Consider the following 19,570-nt stretch of genomic DNA (forward strand, 5'->3'; position numbering starts at 1 on the left):
TCGCCGGCAAGCCGGCCCCCAATTCCCACCAGGCCTTCAATACGGTGGGAGCTTGTGGGCGCTGGCTCGCCGGCGATCGGGCCAAACGCCCTTAGTGCTGTGCCACTGCGCCCTTGTCGGCTTCACTGATCACCACTTCGCGGTACTGCGGGTCAGCCTTGATCTGCGCCTCGGTAAAGGGAATTACCGCCAGCTGCTTGGCCGCAAAGGCCTTGGTCTGGTCACTGGCGTGTGCCGATGCCGCCTCGCTGGACTGCGAAAACGCCAGTAACCCGCGGGCCTCTGGCCCCTTGTCGGTGAAACTGACCAGTTGCAGATAGCTGGTACCACTGACCACCAGGCGCTTGCCCTGCCCGTGCGGCACACTGTACATCGCGTTGTACACCCCCAAGGCCTGCGGGCCGCCCGGCACCGGCGTGCCATCGAGTGCCTGCTGCACCTGCCCCCACTTCACCTGTGGCGCCATACCGCTCTCGGCCACCTGCTGCAGTGAGGCCAGTGCCGCCTCGTGCACCCGCTTGCGCACGGCCGCCTGCTCCACGGCCAGCCCGCGCGGGGTGTGTTGCGGGTCGGCCGGGTCGAACGCAACCCGCCAGCTGTCCGGGTGCTCAGCCAAGGCGGTGAGCAGGTTGTGGAAATGCACCAGGCCCACGCCGCTCTCGAGGTCGGCCTTGCCATCCCAGTTCGCCAGGCTGGTGCATAGGGCCTGCACGTCTGTACTGGCGCCCTGGCACCATTGCAGCAAGTCGGGCAGCACCAGGCTGGCCAGGTAGACTTCGTCGTCGGTGACCATACGCTGCAGGTCATCGACGCCCAACCGCGCTTTGCCCTGCAAGCGCTGCAGGGCAAAGCGGCCGCGCATGCCCAACGGCTGGTCACTGCGGCTGACCAGCGGCGAAAACCCGGTCAGGGGCTGCGCCGGGTTAGCCAGCCAGGCCGGGTCGTTGGAGTTTTGCACGTAATCGTCGCGCTCGAGGCTTGGCAGCAGCCTTGCCGGGAAAATACCCGGTTGTGCCGCCTGCGCATCGACCTTCCACTGGCAGGCGCTGCGTGAGCCGTCCAGCACCACCAGGCTGCCCGGCGCTTGCGGATTGCTGCAAGTGTCGAGCATCTGCTGGTCCACATAAGGCACCACTGACTGGTTCAGGTACAAGGCCCTGCCCGCCTGGTCCACCGCAATGGTGTTGACCCACGGGATACCCTGCAATTGCTCGACCGAGCCGCGCAGGGCCGCCAGGCTTTCAGCGCGGTTGATCTGGTTCCACTGCTGCAGCACGCGGGTATTGTCCAGGTTGGCGTCACGCAGGCTGTAGGCCGCATGCGTGTCCCAGTCCAGGCGGCCAGGCCATTGCACCAACGGACCGAACTGCGAGCTGTACACCTCACGCTGTACCTGGCTCAGTCGCCCATCCTCACCTTTGACTGCCACGCTGACGGTTTGCCGGGCCAGCGGCAATGACTTGCCGTCGAGCAGGTAACGGGTCGGGTCCTTGGGATCGAGCTGCAGGCGATAGAGGGTGAAGTGCGTGGAGGTATCGACGGTATGGGTCCACGCCAGGTGCTGGTTGAAACCGATATTGATCAGCGGCAGGCCTGGCAGCGCCGCGCCCATGACATTCAGCTGGCCGGGGATGGTCAAGTGCATCTGGTAGAAGCGCATGCCACCCATCCACGGGAAATGCGGGTTGGCCAGCAACAGGCCATGGCCATTGGCCGAGCGCTGGGCACCCACCGCCACGGCATTGCTGCCACGCTCCGTGGCAAACCGCGCCTGCCGGGCCAGGGCGGTGGCATAGCCAGCGGCCGCGAGCTGGCTGCCGGCCCCTGGCGGTTGCGCCCCCGCCAGTGCCTCCACGAACTGCCCAACCCCGCCTTCGGCCAGCAAGCGGCGGGTCAGCTTGACCAGGTCCTGGCTGCTGATCGGCCGCACCCACTCACCCGTTCCGCACTCGGCAGGCAAGCCCTGGCGGCGGCGCTCGGCCAGCGCGCGGTTGTAGCCACTGGCATAACCGGCCAGCAGTGCCTGTACCGGCGCCGGCTGCGCCTGGAGGAACGCGTCGACAGCGGCCTGGCTGTTGAGCCAGGTGAAGAACAGGTCGCTGCTGAGGTTGTCGCGTTGCTCCAAGGTCTTGCCCGTGGCGCCGAAGTGCCGGGAGCGCTCGCCATTGACGGTCAACACTTCGTTGGCCAGCAGGCACAAGTTGTCCTGGGCATAGGCATAGCCGACACCGTAGCCCAGGCCGCGCTCGTCCCTGGCCACGATGTGCGGCACGCCGAAGCTGGTGCGGCGGATCTGGGCGCTGGCGTCGGCTGCAGCAGGTTGCGCCAGCGCAGTGGCGCTCCAGGCCACCAGGGCGGCCGCCAGGCTGGTGCAGGTCATGGGACGGGACAGTGAAAACACGGGCATTCCTCGGGTTCGCGGGTTATCCCGTTCAGACGAATGGCCAGATGAAAATTTTACGTTTTACAGGGCGATGGAACGTCTTGATGAAAAACAGCCATTTTTTTAACGCGTGCGTTGCAGTTTTTGCGATCTCATTCGTCCTAGTAAGTGAGGCAACCACATTTCGGGTTCGTCCACGAAAAGGAGCATTCACATGTACAACCCGCAACCCTCATTACTGGCTGGGCGCGCCCCAGGCAAGGCGCCCAAGGGACAGGACGCATTTGCTGACGAGCGCACCGGCAACGAGCAGATCCGCGAATTGCTGCGCACCTTCGGCCTGCGCACCAGCCTGATCCGCCTGAAGGTGATCGACGCCCTGCACGCCGCCGACCGCAATGGCCGCAGCATTGGCGTGCGTGGCGTGCACGCGCAACTGGAGCAACTGGATATTCCGCTGTCGTTCCTCAGCGTGCGCGAAGTGCTCAAGCGCCTGTGCAGCGAGGGGGTGATCCAGCTGGGCAGCGACAAGTGCTACAGCCTTGCCCCCCAGGCGCGCGCCATACTGGAACAAGCGCCCGCGCGCTGAGTGCCTGGCCGGCCAGGCTTGGCCGGCCCGCGCAGGTCAAGGCTTGACCTTGCGCCGCAGGATGCCATTGATCACCACCACCACCACGGCAATGGCGATGGCCAGCATCTGGAACGTCTGTTCACTGATAGTGCCCTGCTTCTGCAGGTGGGACAGGCCCAGCATCAGGCCCAGTACGACCAGTATGATCAGAAGTGAATATTTGAGGCGCTGCACGTGTGTCATCGAAGGTTCCTTGCAACATCAGGGGCAAATGGCTCGCAATGAGCCGCGGCAATGATACAACGGGCACCGGCCCCGGCGCTGCATTTCCTGCTGGGTCAGGCGGTGACAGCCTGAAAGCATGAAACCTCCAAGCACCCATGCCGGAGGCACCGTGTACAAACCCTTGCTCCTCACTTCGCTGTTTTTTTCCCCCGTCTACGTTCACGCCCTGGATACCCAGCAGGTACCCGCCGAGCACCTGCTGGAGCTGGGCCGCGAGCTGGCGACCCACGCCGGCACCAGCCAGTGGCAGCAACTGTGGCAACGGGTACGCCAGGCCGGCTACCTGGGCGGGGACAACAGGCCGCTGAACTTCACCGTGCCCACCACCCGCCTCCCCCACCTGGCCCGGGAAACCCTGGCCCAGGCCGACCAGGTGCAAGCCGTACGCCAGACCCAGGCCCTGTACCGGCGCAGCTTTGACGGGCAGGTGATCGGCCAGCGCGATGGGCAGCCCCTGTACACCCTGTGCCTGCTGGTGGATTGGCGAACGTTGCCTGCAAGCATGCGAACGGCGCCCCAAGCCTACCTGCACAGCGCCAGCTTGCTGAGCAGTTTTCCCTGCGACTAAGGGTTCAGCACCCTTTCGTTGAGAACGGCAGTGAGCGAGCGGGAAATCACCCTATGCAGCCTACCAGCAACGCCATTTCCTACATGCGCGGATATTGCTGCCTGCAAAACCTGTTCACCGAAGCTACAGCCGCCAACCCATATGCCGCCTAGCGACACGCCTCGGCTGTCGCACAGAATTTGCTCACACCCTCCGACATAACGCCACGGGTGATCGGGTCGCATATCCCCTTATCCCGAAGGAGCGCCACATGCAAACGCCAGACTTGAGCCAGATCGATATCAGCCAATTGCCCCACTCGTTGCAGGCACTGATCACCTGCATCGGCATCGACAACGCCTACCAGCTGACCTGCGCGTTCGGCGGCAGGCCCAAATACATCCCCAAGCACCGCGAGCGCACCAAGCTCGCCGACGTCCTCCCGCCCGAAGCGCTCGATGCGCTGATCAAGCGCTTTGCCGGGGTAGCCCTGGAGATCCCCAAGGCGGACCACTTCCTGCGCCAACTGCGTAACCAGCAAATCCAGAAAGAAAGCGCCAATGGCCTGTCCCGCAGCCTGCTGGCCAACAAGTACGGCCTGAGCCTGCGCCAAATCGGCAACATCCGCCGCCAGGAGGCGTGCGCCCGCTGAACCCCTGCCGCCCAGAGCATCCTCGGCGGCTCCAACCCACTAGAAAGAGCATCCCACTATGTCGATAGACAACAGCCTCATTGGCTCGGTCATCAATGCCCTGCCCATGGATCGCATGATCGCCGGCCCCCTGCAAGCCATGGTCCAGGCGCAGGTTACCGCGAGTAAATCGTACGCCGACTTCCTGATGCAGGTCTGCATCCAGAACGGCAAGGCCGTGGCCATCCAGTTCGACTATGACGAAACCATCGTCGACGAACAGGGCGAATACAAAGGTGTGGTCAGCAAGACCATGAAGGTGCCGCTGCTGGCGGCCATTACCCACCCGAACATTACCATTGAGGAGGGTAATGTCGAGTTCGAGCTGGTCATCAACCAGATGTCGGAGGACGTGACCAGCAAGGACATGAACGCCACCGCCAGCGGCTCGATCGGCTGGGGGCCGTTCAAGCTCAACGTCAGGGGCAGCGTCAGCCACAAATCCACGCAAACCCGCAAGACCGATACCCGCGCCCGCTATGCATTCAATACCACACTCAAACGCCAGGAGCCGCCGGAAGCGGTCATGCGCTTGATCGAGTTCCTCACCGACGCTGCGACCAAACCTACGGTGGTCAAAAACGCCGCCCTGGAAAGCCCCGACCAGATCTCGCAGCGCGATACCCTCAAGAACCCGGCAGCCGACACACCGGGGCTCAAGGTGGAAAACGACAAAGCACCCGGCGCTGCAAACAAACCCACGGACAAAGCTGACAAAAAAGGTTGAACCAGACCTTGATGTTTTTCGCTCACTTCCGCCTGGCCCCTTGATCAGCAACAAGGGGCCATTCTGGCCTGAGGAACCCACGCAATGGACAAGGCCCCCGCGCCCATGACTTCAATCGACCTGCGCGAGATCACTCGCGGCCTGCAAGAAGCCGCCAGTGCCACCAACAGCCTGATCGCGCAGCAGTACATCAACCTGTTCGACCAGTTCTTCGAGTGTGACAGCGAAGCGTTGGGCGCCCCCATGAAAGCCAAGATGGTGGAAGTGGCCATGGACGGCCAGCACATCATGCGTGTACCGCTGTTCGCCCTGGTGTCGCCCAAAGGCCTGGCGCTGGAGCGCATGCAGGTTGACCTGTCGGTGCGTGTCAAAGGCACCGAGGCACAGCCGGCATTACTGCCTACCAGCGAGAACAAGGCTGCCAGCTTCAAGGTCACCATCGGTGGCCAGGGTCGCCAGGGCGACAGCCGAGACCCTGACGAAGTGCAGATCCGCATGCAGTTCCAGGCCAGTGAGCCGCCTGAAGCGCTGAACCGGCTGATCGAGGAGTACACCAGCCTGATCACCCCGGTACGCGCCCCCACCCCGCCACCCTCACCCGACAGTAATGAGTTCATCGACGCGGCCACCGTCCGTTGACGGCGCCGCCGCGTTCAACCTAGAAGTCGCGCTTGTAGAAGATATCCAGGGAGCTGGCCAAACCGCTGGCCGCCTCCAGGTAGACCTTCTTGCTCAACTTGTAACGCAAAGCGATGGTGTTCGCTGGCTCGAACACCCCTACCCCGTAACGAAGGCTCAGCTTCTCGGTGAGGTTGCCACTGGCGACCACGCTGGTGGTATTGCCCGAGCCTTCGGTATCCAGCTGGAAGTCGTCGATGCCCAGGCTGGAGGCCAGGCTACCGGTGATACCGGCGCTGCCTGCCAGGCCAAGGCCCAGTGCCGCTTCGGCGAGCATGTTGTTGTCCTCGCCGGAGGTGCCCAATGGCCGCCCCAGCACCAGATAGGACAAGGCCTGCTCCTGGCTCATGGCCGGCTCCGAAAACACCTGGCTGGTCGGCTGTTCGGCACTGCCACTCAAGCGAATACCGGCAATCACATCGTCTACCTTGCGGATGGCTTCGATGTCCAGGTAAGGCTGGTCGATCGGCCCGGCGAACAGCAGGCGCGCGCGGCGGATGGTCAGGCGCTGGCCGTAGGCGCGGTAGCGACCGTCTGCCAGGCTCAACTCACCGCGGGTGTCGAGGTTGTCACCGATGTGCACATGGCCAAGCAGGTTGGCGGTAAGGCCAAAGCCGGTGAACGACAGCTTGTCCTGGCCCACTTCGACGTCAATGTCCATGGCCATCGCCATGGGTGGCTTGCCCTCCTCGGTCTGGCGGCCAACGATGACCGTATCGTCCGAGACCTTGACGGTAGAAGGCGGTAATTCGCGCACAGTGATCTTGCCTTTGGGCACCAGTACTTTGCCGGTGACCGCCAGTTTGTCGTCGATCAGGCGCAAGGTCAGGTCCGGGGCGACCTCCAGCGTGGCGTAGGGCTCCACCGTGATCGGCAGTTGCTGGCCTTGCAAGCGCACGTCCATGCCCAGCGCCTGGCCCCAGGTGAGGTTGCCGCTCAACTGCCCGCGCCCTGCTTCGCCACTGCGCCAATTGCCTTCCAGGCGCACCTGCTCACCGGCGATCTGCGCCTGCACAGACAGTGCCTGCAGGCTGGCTGGCAGCTCCGCGCCGCTGACTTCGCCGCCACTGAGCGCCAGGTTGCCGTTGACCTGCGGTGCCAGCAAGGTACCCGAGAGCTGGCCGCTGCCGTTGAGCTGGCCGGCCAACCGCTCGACCATCGGCACGAAGGGCCGGGCCACCGAGAGGTCCAGGCCCGACAGGCGGAAATCACCCGACAGCGGCTTGTTCTTGCCCAGCGGGTCGAGCCGGGTGTTGACGTTCAGCTCACCCAGCCGCTCGCCACGGAACACCAGGCGCGTGTCGATACGCCGCGGTGCCAGGGTACTGTCCAGGCGTAGGGCCTGATACGGGAAGTCGATCCAGCGGCCTTTGTCGCGCACGCGCAGGGTGCCGCCACTGGCATCGACCACCACGCTACCCTTGGGGCCACTGGCCGGTATATCCAGGCTGATGTCGGCGTTGAGCAGCCCCTGCCAGGCGAAGTCCTTGGGCAGCCACTGCGCCAGGCTGCCCAGCGGGAACTGCTTGAGGTGGTAGCGCAAGCGTGGCTCCGGCGCCAGGCGTTGGTCATCGCCACACAGGCTGGCCTGGCCAGAGCGCCAGCAGTGGGCACCGAAATCGAGCTGGCCGTTGGCCAGCCGCTGCAACCGCGCCGGGGCCTGCAACTGCCAGTCCTGGCCACCGGCCTGGACTCGCCCGCTGGCCAGTCGCCCGCGCCAGTCGCCCTTGCTCAACTGGCCATCCAGCCCCAGGTCAAGCTTGAGCTGCGGGCCGTCCAGGGCCAGGTTCAGAGCCTGCTGGCGAATGTCACCCTTGCCGCTGGCCTGCAACGTGCCCAGTGCCGTGTCACCCAGGTGAATGCCGGTGGCCTTGAGCTCGACCACCCCACGCTGGGCGCTGTCGAGTTTGGCATCCAGGTTCAGTTGTTGCAGGCGGTTCTCAGCCTGCGCCAGGCGCTGGCCCTGCAACGTCAGGGTGCCTTGCGGCGCCTGCAGCGTGCCGGCGACATCCACGCGCCCCTTGACCTGGCCTTGCAGCCGGGGCCACAGCTGGCCCAGGCGGGGCAAGTCGAGGTCGATGCGCCCGGCCAGGCGCTGCTGCAGGCTGCCACTGCCATTGATACGGTTGTCCCCCAGCTGGATCGCCAGCGCACCCAGTGTCCAGCGCTGCCCGGCCCCTTGTGCCTCGGCCTTGAACACAGCCGGCTGGCCGCGCAAGCGCCCCTTGAGGTCAAGCTGGGCATCCAGGCTCAGCACGTCATCCTTCAGCTCGCCTTTGGTACGCAATGGCCCCGCCAGGGTGCCAGGCAGCTCGGCCAACCAGTAGGCCGGGTCGAGTGCAGACAGTTGCAAGTCGACATCCCACGCCAGGGTATCGGCAAAGCGCACTGCAACACTGCCGGCAGCCTTGCCCTGGCCGGCGGTGAGCGCCAGTTGTGGCAGCCTGACCTGATCCAGGTCGCCTTCGAAAGGGCTGGCCAGGGTGAACGCCCCCGCCGGGCCGTCAAGATCACCGGCGAAGGTCCCCTGATACTTGCCATCACGGTAATGCACACGGGTATTGAAGCGCTTGAGGGTAACCTGTGGCGGCGTTTCCAGCGGATACAGGCGCAGCCAGGGAAAATCCTGCCAGTCCAGCTGAGCATCGGCGGTCAGGCCTTGCTGCCAGTCTGCCGTGGCTTGCAGCTTGACGCGCTGGGTGTCGCTGGCGGTAAGGTCGAGGGCATCGAGCCTGGCCCCCTTGCTGTCGACCAGGCCGGACAACGCCAGGGCGATCGGCGTTTGTTCTGCGGGCAGGTTGGCGGTACCCGACAGCTGGTAGCCCTTGAGCAGGTCGCCCTTGGCTGCCAGGTCGAGCTGGTTCAACTGCAAGGTGTCAGGCAAGGAAGCAGTCGGCTTGAACGCTTCGGAACGGATCTGCAGCGTCGCAGGCAGGTGCTCGGCCAGGGCCTGCAGCGTGCCGCTCAACGTGGCGTCCAGGTAGCCGCTGCTGGCTCCCGTGAGGTTCAAGGTCTTTTGCAGTTCACCCTCGGCGTTCAGCGCCAGCTGCCAGGGCTTGCCCCCTACAGCCGGCAGCTGCAGTTGCGCCTGCAGCGTTGTCGGCCAGTCGCCTTCGGGCTGGATATGGCCTTGCAGGTTCAGCAGCAGGTCGTCGCGCTGCAGGTGCAGGCTGTCGATCTGCATCCCGCCGCGGGTCCAGTGCGCTGCAAGCTGCACGTCGCCCAGCAGGTCACTGCCGTCCAGGCGCAGCTGCCCGACCTTCACCTCGCCCAGTTCGATGGCCACCGGCAGGCGCAGTGCCGGCAATTGCAGGGGGCCGCTGTCGGCCGGCTCGGTGCTAGGGGCAAAGGCCATGTCGATGCGCTGTGCCTGCAAGCGGTCGATGCACAAGGTGGCGCGCAGCAGGCAGGCAGGCGACCAGGCCAACTGCGGGGCCTGCAGCTCGACCTTGCTGCCGGCGTCGGCCCAGCTTACCCGGCTTGCTTGCCAGCTGCCCCCCAGGCGGCCCTGGAAGTCGGTGACCTGCAAACCGGGAACCTTGCCCAGCGCCCAGCGGCTGCCGGCCTCGGTACCCAGCAGCAAGCCGAGGGCCAGGCCCAGGCCCGCCAGCAATCCAGCCAGGCCCAGCAGGGTATATCTGATTACGCGTTTCACAACTCGGGCCCCATGGAAAAGTGCAGGCGAATGCCACCGTCGTCATCCAGCGCCTTGGCCAGGTCCAGGCGCAGCGGCCCCACCGGCGACACCCAGCGCACACCAAAACCGACCCCGGTTTTCAGGCTGGGCAATTCCAGGTCGTTGAACGAGTTGCCTTGGTCGACGAATGTGGCAAGCCGCCACTTCTCGGTCAGCGAGTACTGGTACTCGACACTGCCGGCCACCAGGTAACGCCCGCCAATACGGTCACCGTCGCTGTTTTCGGGCGACAGGGTCTGGTAGTCGTAACCGCGCACGCTCTGGTCGCCGCCGGCGAAGAAGCGCAGCGACGGCGGGATATTGTTCTTGAAACCGTTGGTTGCGCTGCCGCCGAACTGCACGCGGCCAAGCAAGCGGTGGTTGTGGCCCAGGGTGGTCAGGCCCTTGAGCAGCACGTTGCCGTGCAGCAGGTTGGTGTCCGACACCAGCCCTTGCTTGGCCACCTGCACATCGAATTGCAGGCGGTAGCCATTGTGCGGGTCGATGCGGTTGTCACTGCGCAGGAACGAGTAGCTAACGCCGGGCATCAGCAGATTACTCAACCCGCTGTCGTCGCCCAGGCGGTACTCTTCGCGTTGGTATTTCAGAGAGATCACCCGTTGCCAACCGCTGGGCAGCTTGCTGTGCCACTCGGGGCCCACCGTCAGCAGCTTGCTGAGGGTGTCGGTACCGGCAAGCTCTTCATTCTGATAGCCGCCGGCAAAGCGCAATTTGTCGGTCAACGGCGGATCGAGGGGAATGTCGTACCACAATCCCACGTTCTGCCGCGGCGCCGACAGCTCGGTTTCCCAGCCATAGCTGTGGCCTTGGGGGTTGACCCAGTGGCGGGTCCAGTTGGCCTTGCCGCGCGGCCCGACGTCGGTGGAGTAACCCAGGCCCAGCCCCATGGTGCGGGGTTTGCGGGTTTCCAGGCGCACGTCCACCGGTATGTCTTCACCCACCGCGGCGGTGGGCGCCGCATCCACCCGTACCCCTTCGAAATAACCGCTCGACTGCAGGTCGTTGTTCAGTTCGGCGATCAGCTCCGAGTCGTACGGGGTACCTGGCTTGAACGGCACCATGCGCTGCAGCAGGTCTTCGTCCAGCGGCGTGTCGCCGCCAAAGGTGACTGCGCCAAGGCGGTAGCGCGGGCCACTCTGGTAGACCAGTTCGATATCGGCCACCCCGGCCTGCGGGTCCACCGCCAGGCGCTGGCGGCTGAAGCGCCCGCTGAAGAAGCCGTAACGCGACGCCTGGTTCTGGATCAGGCGCTTGGCATCCTCGTAGGTACCGTGGTTGAGCTGTTCACCCGGGCGCAGCGCCCGGCTGTCGGGTACCCGAAAGGCCTTCATGTCACTGGCCGGGCCCTCGATGCGCACCGTGACGTTGCGCAGCCGAATCGGCTCGCCCGGGTTGATGCTGAGGATCAACTGCGGGGAATGGTCGGCATCGCTGGCAGGCTTGACCTCGCTGTCGATCTGCGCCTGATAGTAGCCAAGTGCCTGCGCGGCTTTGCGCGCCTGCTCCTCTGCACCACGACTGAAGCGCAACAGTGCTTCTTCATCGCGGTCACCCAGTGAGCCTATATAGCCTTCGACATTGGCCTTGAGCGCCTTGTTGGCCGGTTTCACCTGCACCAGCAACTCGCTCTGGCCCCATGCTGCAAAACTGGCGGCCCAGATAACCAAGCCCCAGGTCAATCTTCCTGAATACGTCATGCGGCGAATGCTACCAGACCCGAACGCTCAAGGGAGCCGCCTTGCGGCCTGTTCAGGCCAAAGCGGATGTCGAAGCCACCGGGTTGGGGTGAAAGAATACCCGTTCCCGGATCGGCCCTATGGCCACCTCACCAATTTCCTCGTAACCCTGGCGCTGGTAAAACGCCAGATAGTGCTCATTGCCCGTGTCCAGCACCACGCCTTGGGTGCCGGGGTCTTCGGCGCACCAGTCATGCACAGCTTGTAACAATTGTTCGCCGTACTGCTTGCCTTGAAACTGCGGGTGCACCCCCAGCAGTGGCAGCACATGCACCTGATCACTGGGCAGGCAGGTCGACAAAGCGGCCTGGTAGTCCATGTAGCGCCGCGTGCAGCGCAGGCCGGTGCCGAGCATCATGCGCAGGCGCCAGGCCCAACTGTCCGCCACACCCAAGCGGCGCAGCGGCGGCACGATCAGGGCCACGGCCACCAGGCGATCGTCCACCAGCAAGCCGATCGCAGGCAGTTGCAGGTAGAAGTGCTGGCGTACCCATTCACGCACCATCACCCGCAGGCGCCGTTCATAGCCTGGGCGCTGGGCTTCGAAGATATAGGCAAAAGTGGGTTCGTGCCGGTAGGCGTTGTACAGCAGGGAACGTACCTCGCGGCTGTAACCATCATCGAGCAGGCAGACACGGGCCGGAGCGGCTGTGGTTTCGGGCATTGCGGGCAGACCTCCTGGAATGGGCGTTCAGAGCCTTGGAGGTTGCGCTCCGCGCTTCGTTCCACCCTTACAGCACGTTAGCAGCAGGCCTCCTGCCCCGCCACGCTGGTGATCGCCGGCGATGTCCGCTAGCATCGCGCCTTTTACCGGGATTGTCTTTCCATGAAGATCGTCTGTTTCAACATCAACGGCCTGCGAGCCCGCCCGCACCAGCTGGCAGCGCTGATCGAAAAGCACCAACCAGACGTGATCGGCCTGCAGGAAACCAAGGTCAGCGACGAGCAGTTCCCGTTGGCCGACGTACAGGCGCTGGGTTACCACGTGCACTACCACGGGCAGAAGGGCCACTACGGCGTCGCCCTGCTCTCGCGCCAGGCGCCGCTCAGCCTGCACAAAGGCTTTGCCGGCGATGAAGAAGACGCCCAGCGCCGCTTCATCTGGGGCACCTTCGCCGACGCCCAGGGCAACCCGATCACCATCATGAACGGCTACTTCCCCCAAGGCGAAAGCCGCGACCACCCCACCAAGTTTCCGGCCAAGCAGCGCTTCTACAGCGACCTGCAGGTACTGCTGGAAAGCCAGTTCCGCAACGACCAGCCAGTGCTGGTGATGGGCGACATGAACATCTCGCCGCAGGACTGCGACATCGGCATTGGCCCGGACAATGCCAAGCGCTGGCTGAAGACCGGCAAGTGCAGTTTCCTGCCGGAAGAGCGCGAATGGATGGAGCGCTTGAAAGGCTGGGGCCTGGTAGACAGTTTCCGCCACCTGTACCCGGACGTGAACGACCGCTTCAGCTGGTTCGACTACCGCAGCCGCGGCTTTGAAGACGAGCCCAAGCGCGGCCTGCGCATCGACCTGATCATGGCCTCGCACGCGCTGGTGCCGCGGATCAAGGCAGCAGGCGTGGATTATGAACTGCGCGGGATGGAAAAGCCGTCCGATCATGCACCGATCTGGCTTGAGTTGAGCTGACCGTGTGAGCGCAACATGTCTGCCGGGGCGGCTCGATCGCGACACAAGGGCGCGCCGGCAAAGCCTGGGTTACAAGCCCAGGCGCAGCACCTCGCCTACCCCCGCCCCACGCACATCGTCCGCCGCGCTGACCAAGGCAAAGTTGTACGCCCCATGCGACCAGTACCGCGCCTCCAGCTGGCCATCGACCCGTTGCCCGTTCGGCATGCGCCGAAAGCCTTCGCTGGGTGAACGCATGAACAGGCTGATACGCTGGCCCTTGCCGTCCTCGAACACCAACAAGGCTGCGGGCCCTTGCTCGTTGCTGAGCAACCGCGCCCCCACCGGCCTGAAGCCATAGCCCGCCAGGTCTGGCAACTGCCCGACACGGTTGAAGTGCCGGCCCAGCCAATCGCGCAACTGGGCCGGGTCGCTGGCCTGAATATCCAGCGCCTGGCTGGCGGCGAACAACTTGTGCGCCTGCACGGCATCGGCCATCGGCAGCTCGGCATTGGCCAGGGTGGCATCGCGGGCCTGCCAGCCGCCCAAGCCCCCTACACCCAGGGCCAGCACCATGGCCGCTGCCGCGGCCCAGCGCCGCTGCCGGCGTTGGCGCAGTTGCCGCCGCAGCTGGCCCAGCTCAAGCGCGGGGGCACCGGCTGGCTCGCCAAGCCCGGCCAGCGCCGTGCGCAGCCGCCGGGCATCGGCGCGCCAGCCTTCCACACGTGCCGCCGCCTGCGGGTTGGCCGCCAGCCAGGCCTGCACCTCGGCGCGCCGCGCCGGCTCCAGGCGCTCGTCGACGTAAGCGTGCAGTTCATCTTCGGTGGGGATAAGGCGCGTCATTTCAATCTCCGCAAGGCCGGTGGCTGGGGTGAGCCTTCGGTCAGTTCACGCAAGGCATTGCGCGCCCGCGACAGGCGCGACATTACCGTGCCGATAGGAATGCCCAAGGCCTGGGCGGCCTCCTTGTAGCTCAGGCCCTCGACGCTGACCAGCAGCAGCAAGGCACGCTGCTCGGCACTCAGCCGGGAAAACGCTTGCAAGTCGGCCTGGGCCAGGATGATCGCTTCAAGGTTGTCACCAACGGGTTCGTCATCGCGCTCGGCACGGCCGAACCAGGACAGCCAACGCGCATGCAGGCGCTCACGGCGTTTACCGTCCAGGTACAAGCGATAAAGGATGGTGAACAGCCAGGCACGCAGCGCCTGCGCGTCGCGTTGCTGGTCTCGTCGGCTCAGCGCGCGCTCGACGGTAGCCTGCACCAGGTCGTCGGCGCTGCCCGGTTCACGGGTCAGCCATACGGCAAAGCGGCGCAAGCGGGCGAGCAGTTCGCGCCACTGCTGGTTGTCCAGGTCGTGCATGGTCAGGTCCGGCCTATGGGGCAGTCAGTGTAAGGGGCAGACGCGTGCAGGCCTATTTTATTCCCCCATGGGAATAAATAGCGCGCTACCCCGTCGTACTGGCACCTTCACTGAACCGGACGCACACCATGAACTCACCTTTGCACGGCCCGGCCAAGGCCCTGCGCCTGGCCGCCATCGGCGCCGTGATGCTGGCCGCAGGTGCCGGCTTCGCGTATGCCGCTGGCTGGCTGGGCCAACCGCAGTTGACCCCGCAACGCATCATCGACACCTTCGAAGCCCAAGCCGGGCACTACCCCGGCTACCGCAAGAACCACGCCAAAGGGCTGTGCGTCAGTGGTTACTTCCAGCCCAGCGGCCAGGCAGCCAGCCTGTCCACGGCACGCGCATTCAGCCAGCCACGGGTGCCGGTCATCGGCCGTTTCGCCATCGGCGGGGCCAACCCGTTCGCCCCGGACACCAGCATACCGGTCCGCAGCCTGGCAATTGAGTTGAGCACCGATGACGGCCAGGTCTGGCGCACCGGCATGAACAACCCGCCGGTGCTTGCCGTCAGCAACCCCCAAGGGTTCTACGAGCAGGTGCTGGCCAGCGCACCGGTCAAGGCCACCGGCAAACCCGACCCGGCCAAGCTGCAGGCGTTCTTCGCCGCACACCCGGAAAGCGCAGCGTTTCGTCAATGGGCGACCAGTTACAAACCCAGTGACAGCTTCGCCAGCACGCAGTACCACAGCATCAATGCCTTCCGCCTGATCGACGCAGCCGGCGCGGCCCACCCGGTACGCTGGCAGCTGGAGCCACAGGCGCCGTTCGCCGCGTTGCCTGGGCAGGTCGACGACAAGTTGTTCCTCCAGCACGATTTGCAGCAGCGCCTGGCCCAAGGCCCGTTGCGCTGGACCCTGCGCCTGGTGCTGGCGGAACCGGGCGATGCGGTGGATGACCCGGCCCGCCCCTGGCCTGCCGAGCGGAGCAGCGTAGACGCCGGCACCTTGGTGCTGGAGCAGGTCGATGGGCCCGAACAAGGGGCCTGCCGCGACATCAACTTCGACCCCCTGATCCTGCCGCAAGGTATCGAAGCCTCCAACGACCCGATCCTCGCCGCCCGTTCCGCCGCCTATTCGGAATCTTTCAACCGCCGCAGCCGTGAATCGCTCGGCACCGGAGCCCGCCCATGAAGCCCGAAGCCTTCCACCCCCTTGCCCGCGCGCTGCATTGGTTGATGGCCGTGCTGATCCTGGCCATGCTGTTCATCGGCGTGACCATGGTTGCCGACCTGTCGTTGCGCCACCCTGTACTGATCAGCCTGCACAAGGCCACCGGCCTGGCGTTGCTGGTGCTGGTCGTGCTGCGTATTGGCGTGCGCCTGGCCGTACCCCACCCGCCGCTGCCTGCAGACCTGCCAACCGTGCAGCGCTGGGCTGCCGGCGCATCGCACCTGGCGCTTTATGGCCTGATGCTGGCGATGCCGCTGCTGGGCTGGGCCATGCTGTCTGCCGGCGACTACCCGCGCCCGCTGGGCCTGCCCGCGATCGCGCCGCACAACCTGCAGCTGTATGCCGTGCTGCGCCAGGCCCATGGTTGGGCGGGCTACTTGCTGTTCGCCACCGTATTGGTGCATGTCGGTGCGGCGCTGATGCATGCCTGGGTGCGCCGCGACGGCGTGTTGCGTAGCATGTGGCCTGGCCCCCTGCGCCGCAATCAATGACCTGAGGCAGCCCAGGGCGGTCGACCTCCATCAATGACCGGCTGTCAACGGCCCTACTGCCCTGGAAACCCCATGACCCTCGCAAAGGATCCTGCAACGCTCAGCCCAGCCAGCACCCTCGATCTACGCCCGCTGCTGCTGGTCAACATGGCCTGTACGATGTCGATGATGGCCTTCGTCGCCTTGATCGGCCCGATCGCCCGCCAGTTGGGCATGGCCACCTGGCAAGCCGGCGCCGCCATTACCGTGGCCGGCGTGGTCTGGGTATTGCTGGCCCGCCCTTGGGGCCGCGCAGCTGACCGCCTTGGCCGTCGGCGCGTATTGCTGCTGGGTAGCGCGGGTTTCACCTTGGCCTACTGGCTGTTGTGCCTGTTTGTAGAAGGTGCACTGCGCTGGATGCCAGGTGCAACAATGGGCTTCATCGGCCTGATGGTCGCCCGCGGTTGCATCGGTGCCTTCTATGCCGCCATTCCGGTCGGCTGCAACGCCCTGATCGCCGACCATGTCGGGCCGCAGCAGCGGGCACGTGCCATGGCTTCACTGGGGGCGGCCAATGCCGTGGGCCTGGTGGTCGGCCCAGCCCTGGCAGCGCTGCTGGCGCGGCATAGCCTGAGCCTGCCGTTTCTGGTCATGTCGCTGCTCCCTGCCAGTGCCTTCGTGGTGCTGCTGTTGGCCCTGAAGCCACAGGCGCTTGCACACAGCCACGCGCCCACCCCGGTCAGGCTCAACGACCCCCGCCTGCGCCGGCCGTTGCTGGTGGCATTCAGCGCCATGCTGAGTGTGACCGTGTCGCAGATCACCGTCGGCTTCTTCGCCCTTGACCGCCTGCACCTGGGGCCAGCCCAGGCCGCCCAGGCTGCCGGCATTGCCCTCACCACCGTGGGTGTGGCGCTGATGCTGGCCCAGGTCCTGCTGCGCCAGCTGCAGTGGCCACCGCTGAAGATGATCCGGGTCGGTGCCACGGTTTCGGCGCTGGGCTTTGCCAGCGGCGCGCTGGCGACCACGGCCCCTTGGCTATGGGCCTGCTACTTTGTGGCGGCGGCGGGCATGGGTTTTGTATTCCCGGCGTTTTCGGCCCTGGCCGCCAATGCCATGCAGGCCGGCGAGCAAGGCGCCACGGCCGGCTCCATAGGTGCAGCCCAGGGCATGGGCGCGGTCATCGGCCCGCTGGCCGGGACCTTGGTCTATGCCGTGGACCCGCGCTTGCCATTCCTGGCCGTGGCAACGCTGTTGTTGCTGGTCGGGCTGTGGCCAATCCCGCGTGAACAAAGGCGTTGAGAAGCACAGCGCGCAACGCGGCAGAGTATGTTTTAATGCGCATCGCTCGTTATTTTAAACACCTCTGATTACAAGGCGGCTATGGACACGGGGACGCGACTCAAACTGGTGCGGGAACGCAACAACCTCTCCCAACGGGAATTGGCCCGCCGTAGCGGGCTGACCAACTCGACGATCTCGCAGATCGAACAGAACCGCGTGAGCCCTTCGGTCAGCTCCTTGAAAAAGCTCCTCGAAGGCATTCCCATGAGCCTGGCGGAGTTTTTCAGCTTCGACGAGCCAGTACGTGAAGAGCGCTATGTGTTCCGCGGCGGCGAACAGCCAGACCTGGGCCGTAACGGCCTGCGCATGCTGTTGGTCGGTGCCAGTGTCGAAGGCCGGCAGATGCGCATGTTGCGTGAGCTGTACGCGCCGGGCGCAGACTCCGGCGAACCGATCGTGCATGCCGAAGGCGAAGAATGCGGGCTGGTCACGCGGGGGACTGTGGAGCTGTGGGTCGACGGCCAGGTCAGCGTGCTCAACTCGGGTGATGGCTACTACATCCCCACCACGCTGCCGCACAGCTTCAAGAACATCGGCCCGGACGAGGCCGAGATCATCAGCGCCAATACCCCGGCGAACTTCTGACGGCATGAACAGCCGGGTGGTCTATCAACGCCTGCGTGACGCAGCGCTCGGTATCCATACCCTGTCGATAGCCCAGCGCCATGACCACGCCCTGGTGGACGTGATCATCGACGGCTGGCAACTGACCCTCGCGCTGGACAGCGAGGGCCTTGCCCAGTGCATCCACTGCACGGCCCCGTGCGGGGCGCAGGCCGGGCTCGATGCCTGGCAACGGTATGGCAGCAACCCCTGCGATCTGCTCAGCCAGTGGGAACGCACTCAGCTGGAAAGGCTGCTCGCCCCCTGCTGCAGCGCTGCCTCGACGAAGTCCAGGCGGTCCTGACCGAAGAACATGTCTTCGCCGACAAAGCACGTCGGCGCACCAAATACCCCCCGCTGCACCGCTACCTCGGTCGCCTGCCGCAGTGCTGCCTTGATTTCGTCATCTGCTGCCAGTGCGTGAAACGCGTGTGGGTCAAAGCCGCCTTCAGCCAGGGTGGCGTCCAGTACCGCCACATCGCTCAGGTTGCGCTGCTGGGCAAACAAACCCTTGAACAACACCGCCAGCAGCCCCTCGAGACGCTCCGGCGCGCGTAACTGCGTACCCATGACGCCTCGCATCAAGTGCAGCGTATTGACCGGAAAACCCGGTGGCAGCCCAAACGGCACCCCGTAGCGGGCGGCAAAGCGCGCCAGGTCGTTGAGCATATAGCGCCCTTTGGCGGGGATCATCGCTGGCGAAGCGTTGCCCGTGGCCTGGAATACGCCGCCCAGGAGCATTGGCCGGTAGTGCAGCGTTGCCCCGTGGCAGGCGCATAGCGCCGGCAGCTGGGTCCAGGCCAGGTAACTGGCTGGGCTACCCAGGTCAAAGTAGAAATCGACGTGCTTGTGCATGGTCATGTCCTTGCAGGGAAAAGGGTTTACCAGCCTTCCATCCAGGGCCGCAGGTCCAGCTCGAAGGTCCACGCGTCGCGGGGCTGGGCGTGCAGGAACCAATAGCTGTCGGCGATGTGTGCAGGGTTCAGGATGCCACCCTCACCCTTGAGGGCGTAGCGCTCGGGGAAGCTGTCGCGAATGAAGGCAGTGTCGATGGCCCCGTCCACCACCACATGGGCGACATGAATATTGCGCGGCCCCAACTCGCGGGCCATGCTCTGGGCCAATGCGCGCAAGCCATGCTTGGCGCCGGCGAAGGCGGCAAAACCGGCCGCGCCACGGGTTGCGGCGGTGGCGCCAGTGAACAGCAGCGTGCCGCGCTCGCGCCGGACCATGCGCCGCGCTACCGCCTGGGCAGTCAGAAAGCCGGCGAAGCAAGCCATTTCCCAGATCTTGAAATACTTGCGTGGGGTTTCGTCCAGAATGCTGCATGGCACATTGGCGCCAATGTTGAACACAAAGGCTTCGATCGGGCCGATATCGCGCTCGATGGTTTCGACCAGTTCCGCCACGTCGTCTTCCTTGCGCGCATCGGAGCCGAACCCGTAGGCCTGGCCACCGGCAGCGCGTATTTCTTCCAGCAACGGCTGCAGCTTGTCAGCCTGGCGCCGGGTGACACAGGCGATATAGCCCTCGCGGGCAAAACGCTTGGCAATCTCGCCGCCGGTGGCATCCCCCGCACCAATCACCAGCACGACTTTTTGTTGTTCCGACATGCCTGCACCCATTGGTAAATGATCGTTTAGTAAAC

Annotated in this window: 20 protein-coding genes; 11 read left to right on the forward strand and 9 right to left on the reverse strand. The window is 65.0% G+C overall.

Going from position 1 to position 19,570, the window contains the following annotated elements; translation table 11 throughout:
* Positions 1 to 91 precede the first annotated feature (91 nt).
* A complete protein-coding gene (locus FPB55_RS13835) occupies positions 92 to 2,401 on the reverse strand; it encodes an acylase (RefSeq protein ID WP_144188441.1) in 2,310 nt (769 codons plus the stop codon).
* A gap of 196 nt (positions 2,402 to 2,597) precedes the next feature.
* Here FPB55_RS13835 and FPB55_RS13840 point away from each other — a divergent pair, with 196 nt between their 5' ends.
* Positions 2,598 to 2,972: a hypothetical protein gene (locus FPB55_RS13840; RefSeq protein WP_009682163.1), complete on the forward strand. Its 375-nt coding sequence runs from the start codon at positions 2,598 to 2,600 to the stop codon at positions 2,970 to 2,972.
* Between the two features lie 36 nt (positions 2,973 to 3,008).
* Here FPB55_RS13840 and FPB55_RS13845 read toward each other — a convergent pair whose 3' ends face one another.
* A complete protein-coding gene (locus FPB55_RS13845) occupies positions 3,009 to 3,197 on the reverse strand; it encodes a hypothetical protein (RefSeq protein WP_003248064.1) in 189 nt (62 codons plus the stop codon).
* A 151-nt stretch (positions 3,198 to 3,348) separates the two neighbouring features.
* Between FPB55_RS13845 and FPB55_RS13850 the strand changes: the two genes are divergently transcribed.
* The 4 genes from FPB55_RS13850 (at position 3,349) to FPB55_RS13865 (ending at position 5,843) form a co-directional block, all read left to right on the forward strand.
* Entirely contained in the window at positions 3,349 to 3,807 is a 459-nt protein-coding gene (locus FPB55_RS13850; protein ID WP_029884846.1) for a hypothetical protein, read from the forward strand.
* A gap of 250 nt (positions 3,808 to 4,057) precedes the next feature.
* On the forward strand, positions 4,058 to 4,438 hold the full coding sequence (locus FPB55_RS13855) for a Mor transcription activator family protein (protein WP_029884845.1): 381 nt from the start codon (positions 4,058 to 4,060) through the stop codon (positions 4,436 to 4,438).
* A gap of 58 nt (positions 4,439 to 4,496) precedes the next feature.
* Positions 4,497 to 5,204 carry a DUF2589 domain-containing protein gene (locus tag FPB55_RS13860; RefSeq protein ID WP_054904393.1) on the forward strand — a complete coding sequence of 236 codons (708 nt, stop codon included), beginning with the start codon at positions 4,497 to 4,499 and terminating at the stop codon, positions 5,202 to 5,204.
* Positions 5,205 to 5,288: 84 nt separating this feature from the next.
* Entirely contained in the window at positions 5,289 to 5,843 is a 555-nt protein-coding gene (locus tag FPB55_RS13865; RefSeq protein WP_009682168.1) for a DUF2589 domain-containing protein, read from the forward strand.
* A gap of 19 nt (positions 5,844 to 5,862) precedes the next feature.
* Here FPB55_RS13865 and FPB55_RS13870 read toward each other — a convergent pair whose 3' ends face one another.
* The 3 genes from FPB55_RS13870 to FPB55_RS13880 are packed head-to-tail and all read right to left on the reverse strand — an operon-like array spanning position 5,863 to position 11,979.
* Positions 5,863 to 9,537: a translocation/assembly module TamB domain-containing protein gene (locus tag FPB55_RS13870; protein ID WP_144188443.1), complete on the reverse strand. Its 3,675-nt coding sequence runs from the start codon at positions 9,535 to 9,537 to the stop codon at positions 5,863 to 5,865.
* Positions 9,534 to 11,276 (reverse strand): autotransporter assembly complex family protein, encoded by a 1,743-nt coding sequence (locus tag FPB55_RS13875; RefSeq protein ID WP_144188445.1) that lies wholly within the window; start codon positions 11,274 to 11,276, stop codon positions 9,534 to 9,536. Before FPB55_RS13875 ends, FPB55_RS13870 begins: the two co-directional genes overlap by 4 nt.
* 52 nt (positions 11,277 to 11,328) lie before the next feature.
* A complete protein-coding gene (locus tag FPB55_RS13880) occupies positions 11,329 to 11,979 on the reverse strand; it encodes a GNAT family N-acetyltransferase (RefSeq protein WP_009682173.1) in 651 nt (216 codons plus the stop codon).
* Positions 11,980 to 12,141: 162 nt separating this feature from the next.
* Between FPB55_RS13880 and xthA the strand changes: the two genes are divergently transcribed.
* Positions 12,142 to 12,954, forward strand: coding sequence for an exodeoxyribonuclease III (gene xthA / locus FPB55_RS13885; RefSeq protein ID WP_009682174.1), 813 nt, complete (start codon positions 12,142 to 12,144; stop codon positions 12,952 to 12,954).
* Positions 12,955 to 13,023: 69 nt separating this feature from the next.
* Here xthA and FPB55_RS13890 read toward each other — a convergent pair whose 3' ends face one another.
* Complete coding sequence (locus FPB55_RS13890; RefSeq protein ID WP_054881108.1) at positions 13,024 to 13,776, reverse strand: anti-sigma factor; 753 nt, start codon at positions 13,774 to 13,776, stop codon at positions 13,024 to 13,026.
* Entirely contained in the window at positions 13,773 to 14,294 is a 522-nt protein-coding gene (locus FPB55_RS13895) for a sigma-70 family RNA polymerase sigma factor (RefSeq protein WP_009685428.1), read from the reverse strand. Before FPB55_RS13895 ends, FPB55_RS13890 begins: the two co-directional genes overlap by 4 nt.
* 128 nt (positions 14,295 to 14,422) lie before the next feature.
* On the opposite strand from FPB55_RS13895, the gene FPB55_RS13900 reads away from it, so the two are divergent.
* The 5 genes from FPB55_RS13900 (at position 14,423) to FPB55_RS13920 (ending at position 18,226) form a co-directional block, all read left to right on the forward strand.
* A complete protein-coding gene (locus FPB55_RS13900) occupies positions 14,423 to 15,469 on the forward strand; it encodes a catalase family peroxidase (RefSeq protein ID WP_144188447.1) in 1,047 nt (348 codons plus the stop codon).
* Positions 15,466 to 15,999 (forward strand): cytochrome b, encoded by a 534-nt coding sequence (locus FPB55_RS13905; protein WP_009685430.1) that lies wholly within the window; start codon positions 15,466 to 15,468, stop codon positions 15,997 to 15,999. Before FPB55_RS13900 ends, FPB55_RS13905 begins: the two co-directional genes overlap by 4 nt.
* Before the next feature lie 72 nt (positions 16,000 to 16,071).
* The gene (locus tag FPB55_RS13910; protein WP_144188449.1) at positions 16,072 to 17,277 is read left to right on the forward strand and encodes an MFS transporter; all 1,206 of its coding nucleotides are present in this window, start codon (positions 16,072 to 16,074) and stop codon (positions 17,275 to 17,277) included.
* Between the two features lie 81 nt (positions 17,278 to 17,358).
* On the forward strand, positions 17,359 to 17,904 hold the full coding sequence (locus tag FPB55_RS13915) for a cupin domain-containing protein (RefSeq protein WP_003248033.1): 546 nt from the start codon (positions 17,359 to 17,361) through the stop codon (positions 17,902 to 17,904).
* A gap of 4 nt (positions 17,905 to 17,908) precedes the next feature.
* Positions 17,909 to 18,226, forward strand: a complete 318-nt coding sequence (locus tag FPB55_RS13920) for a hypothetical protein (RefSeq protein ID WP_154211170.1) — start codon at positions 17,909 to 17,911, stop codon at positions 18,224 to 18,226.
* Here FPB55_RS13920 and FPB55_RS13925 read toward each other — a convergent pair.
* Both FPB55_RS13925 and FPB55_RS13930 read right to left on the reverse strand, forming a co-directional pair.
* Entirely contained in the window at positions 18,163 to 18,777 is a 615-nt protein-coding gene (locus FPB55_RS13925; RefSeq protein ID WP_144188451.1) for a 2-hydroxychromene-2-carboxylate isomerase, read from the reverse strand. The two genes, FPB55_RS13920 and FPB55_RS13925, sit on opposite strands and share 64 nt — an antisense overlap.
* A 26-nt stretch (positions 18,778 to 18,803) precedes the next feature.
* The gene (locus FPB55_RS13930) at positions 18,804 to 19,535 is read right to left on the reverse strand and encodes an SDR family NAD(P)-dependent oxidoreductase (protein ID WP_029884833.1); all 732 of its coding nucleotides are present in this window, start codon (positions 19,533 to 19,535) and stop codon (positions 18,804 to 18,806) included.
* Positions 19,536 to 19,570: the final 35 nt, after the last annotated feature.

This window comes from Pseudomonas sp. BJP69 (genome assembly GCF_007633355.1).
In the GTDB taxonomy this organism is placed as follows: domain Bacteria; phylum Pseudomonadota; class Gammaproteobacteria; order Pseudomonadales; family Pseudomonadaceae; genus Aquipseudomonas; species Aquipseudomonas juntendi.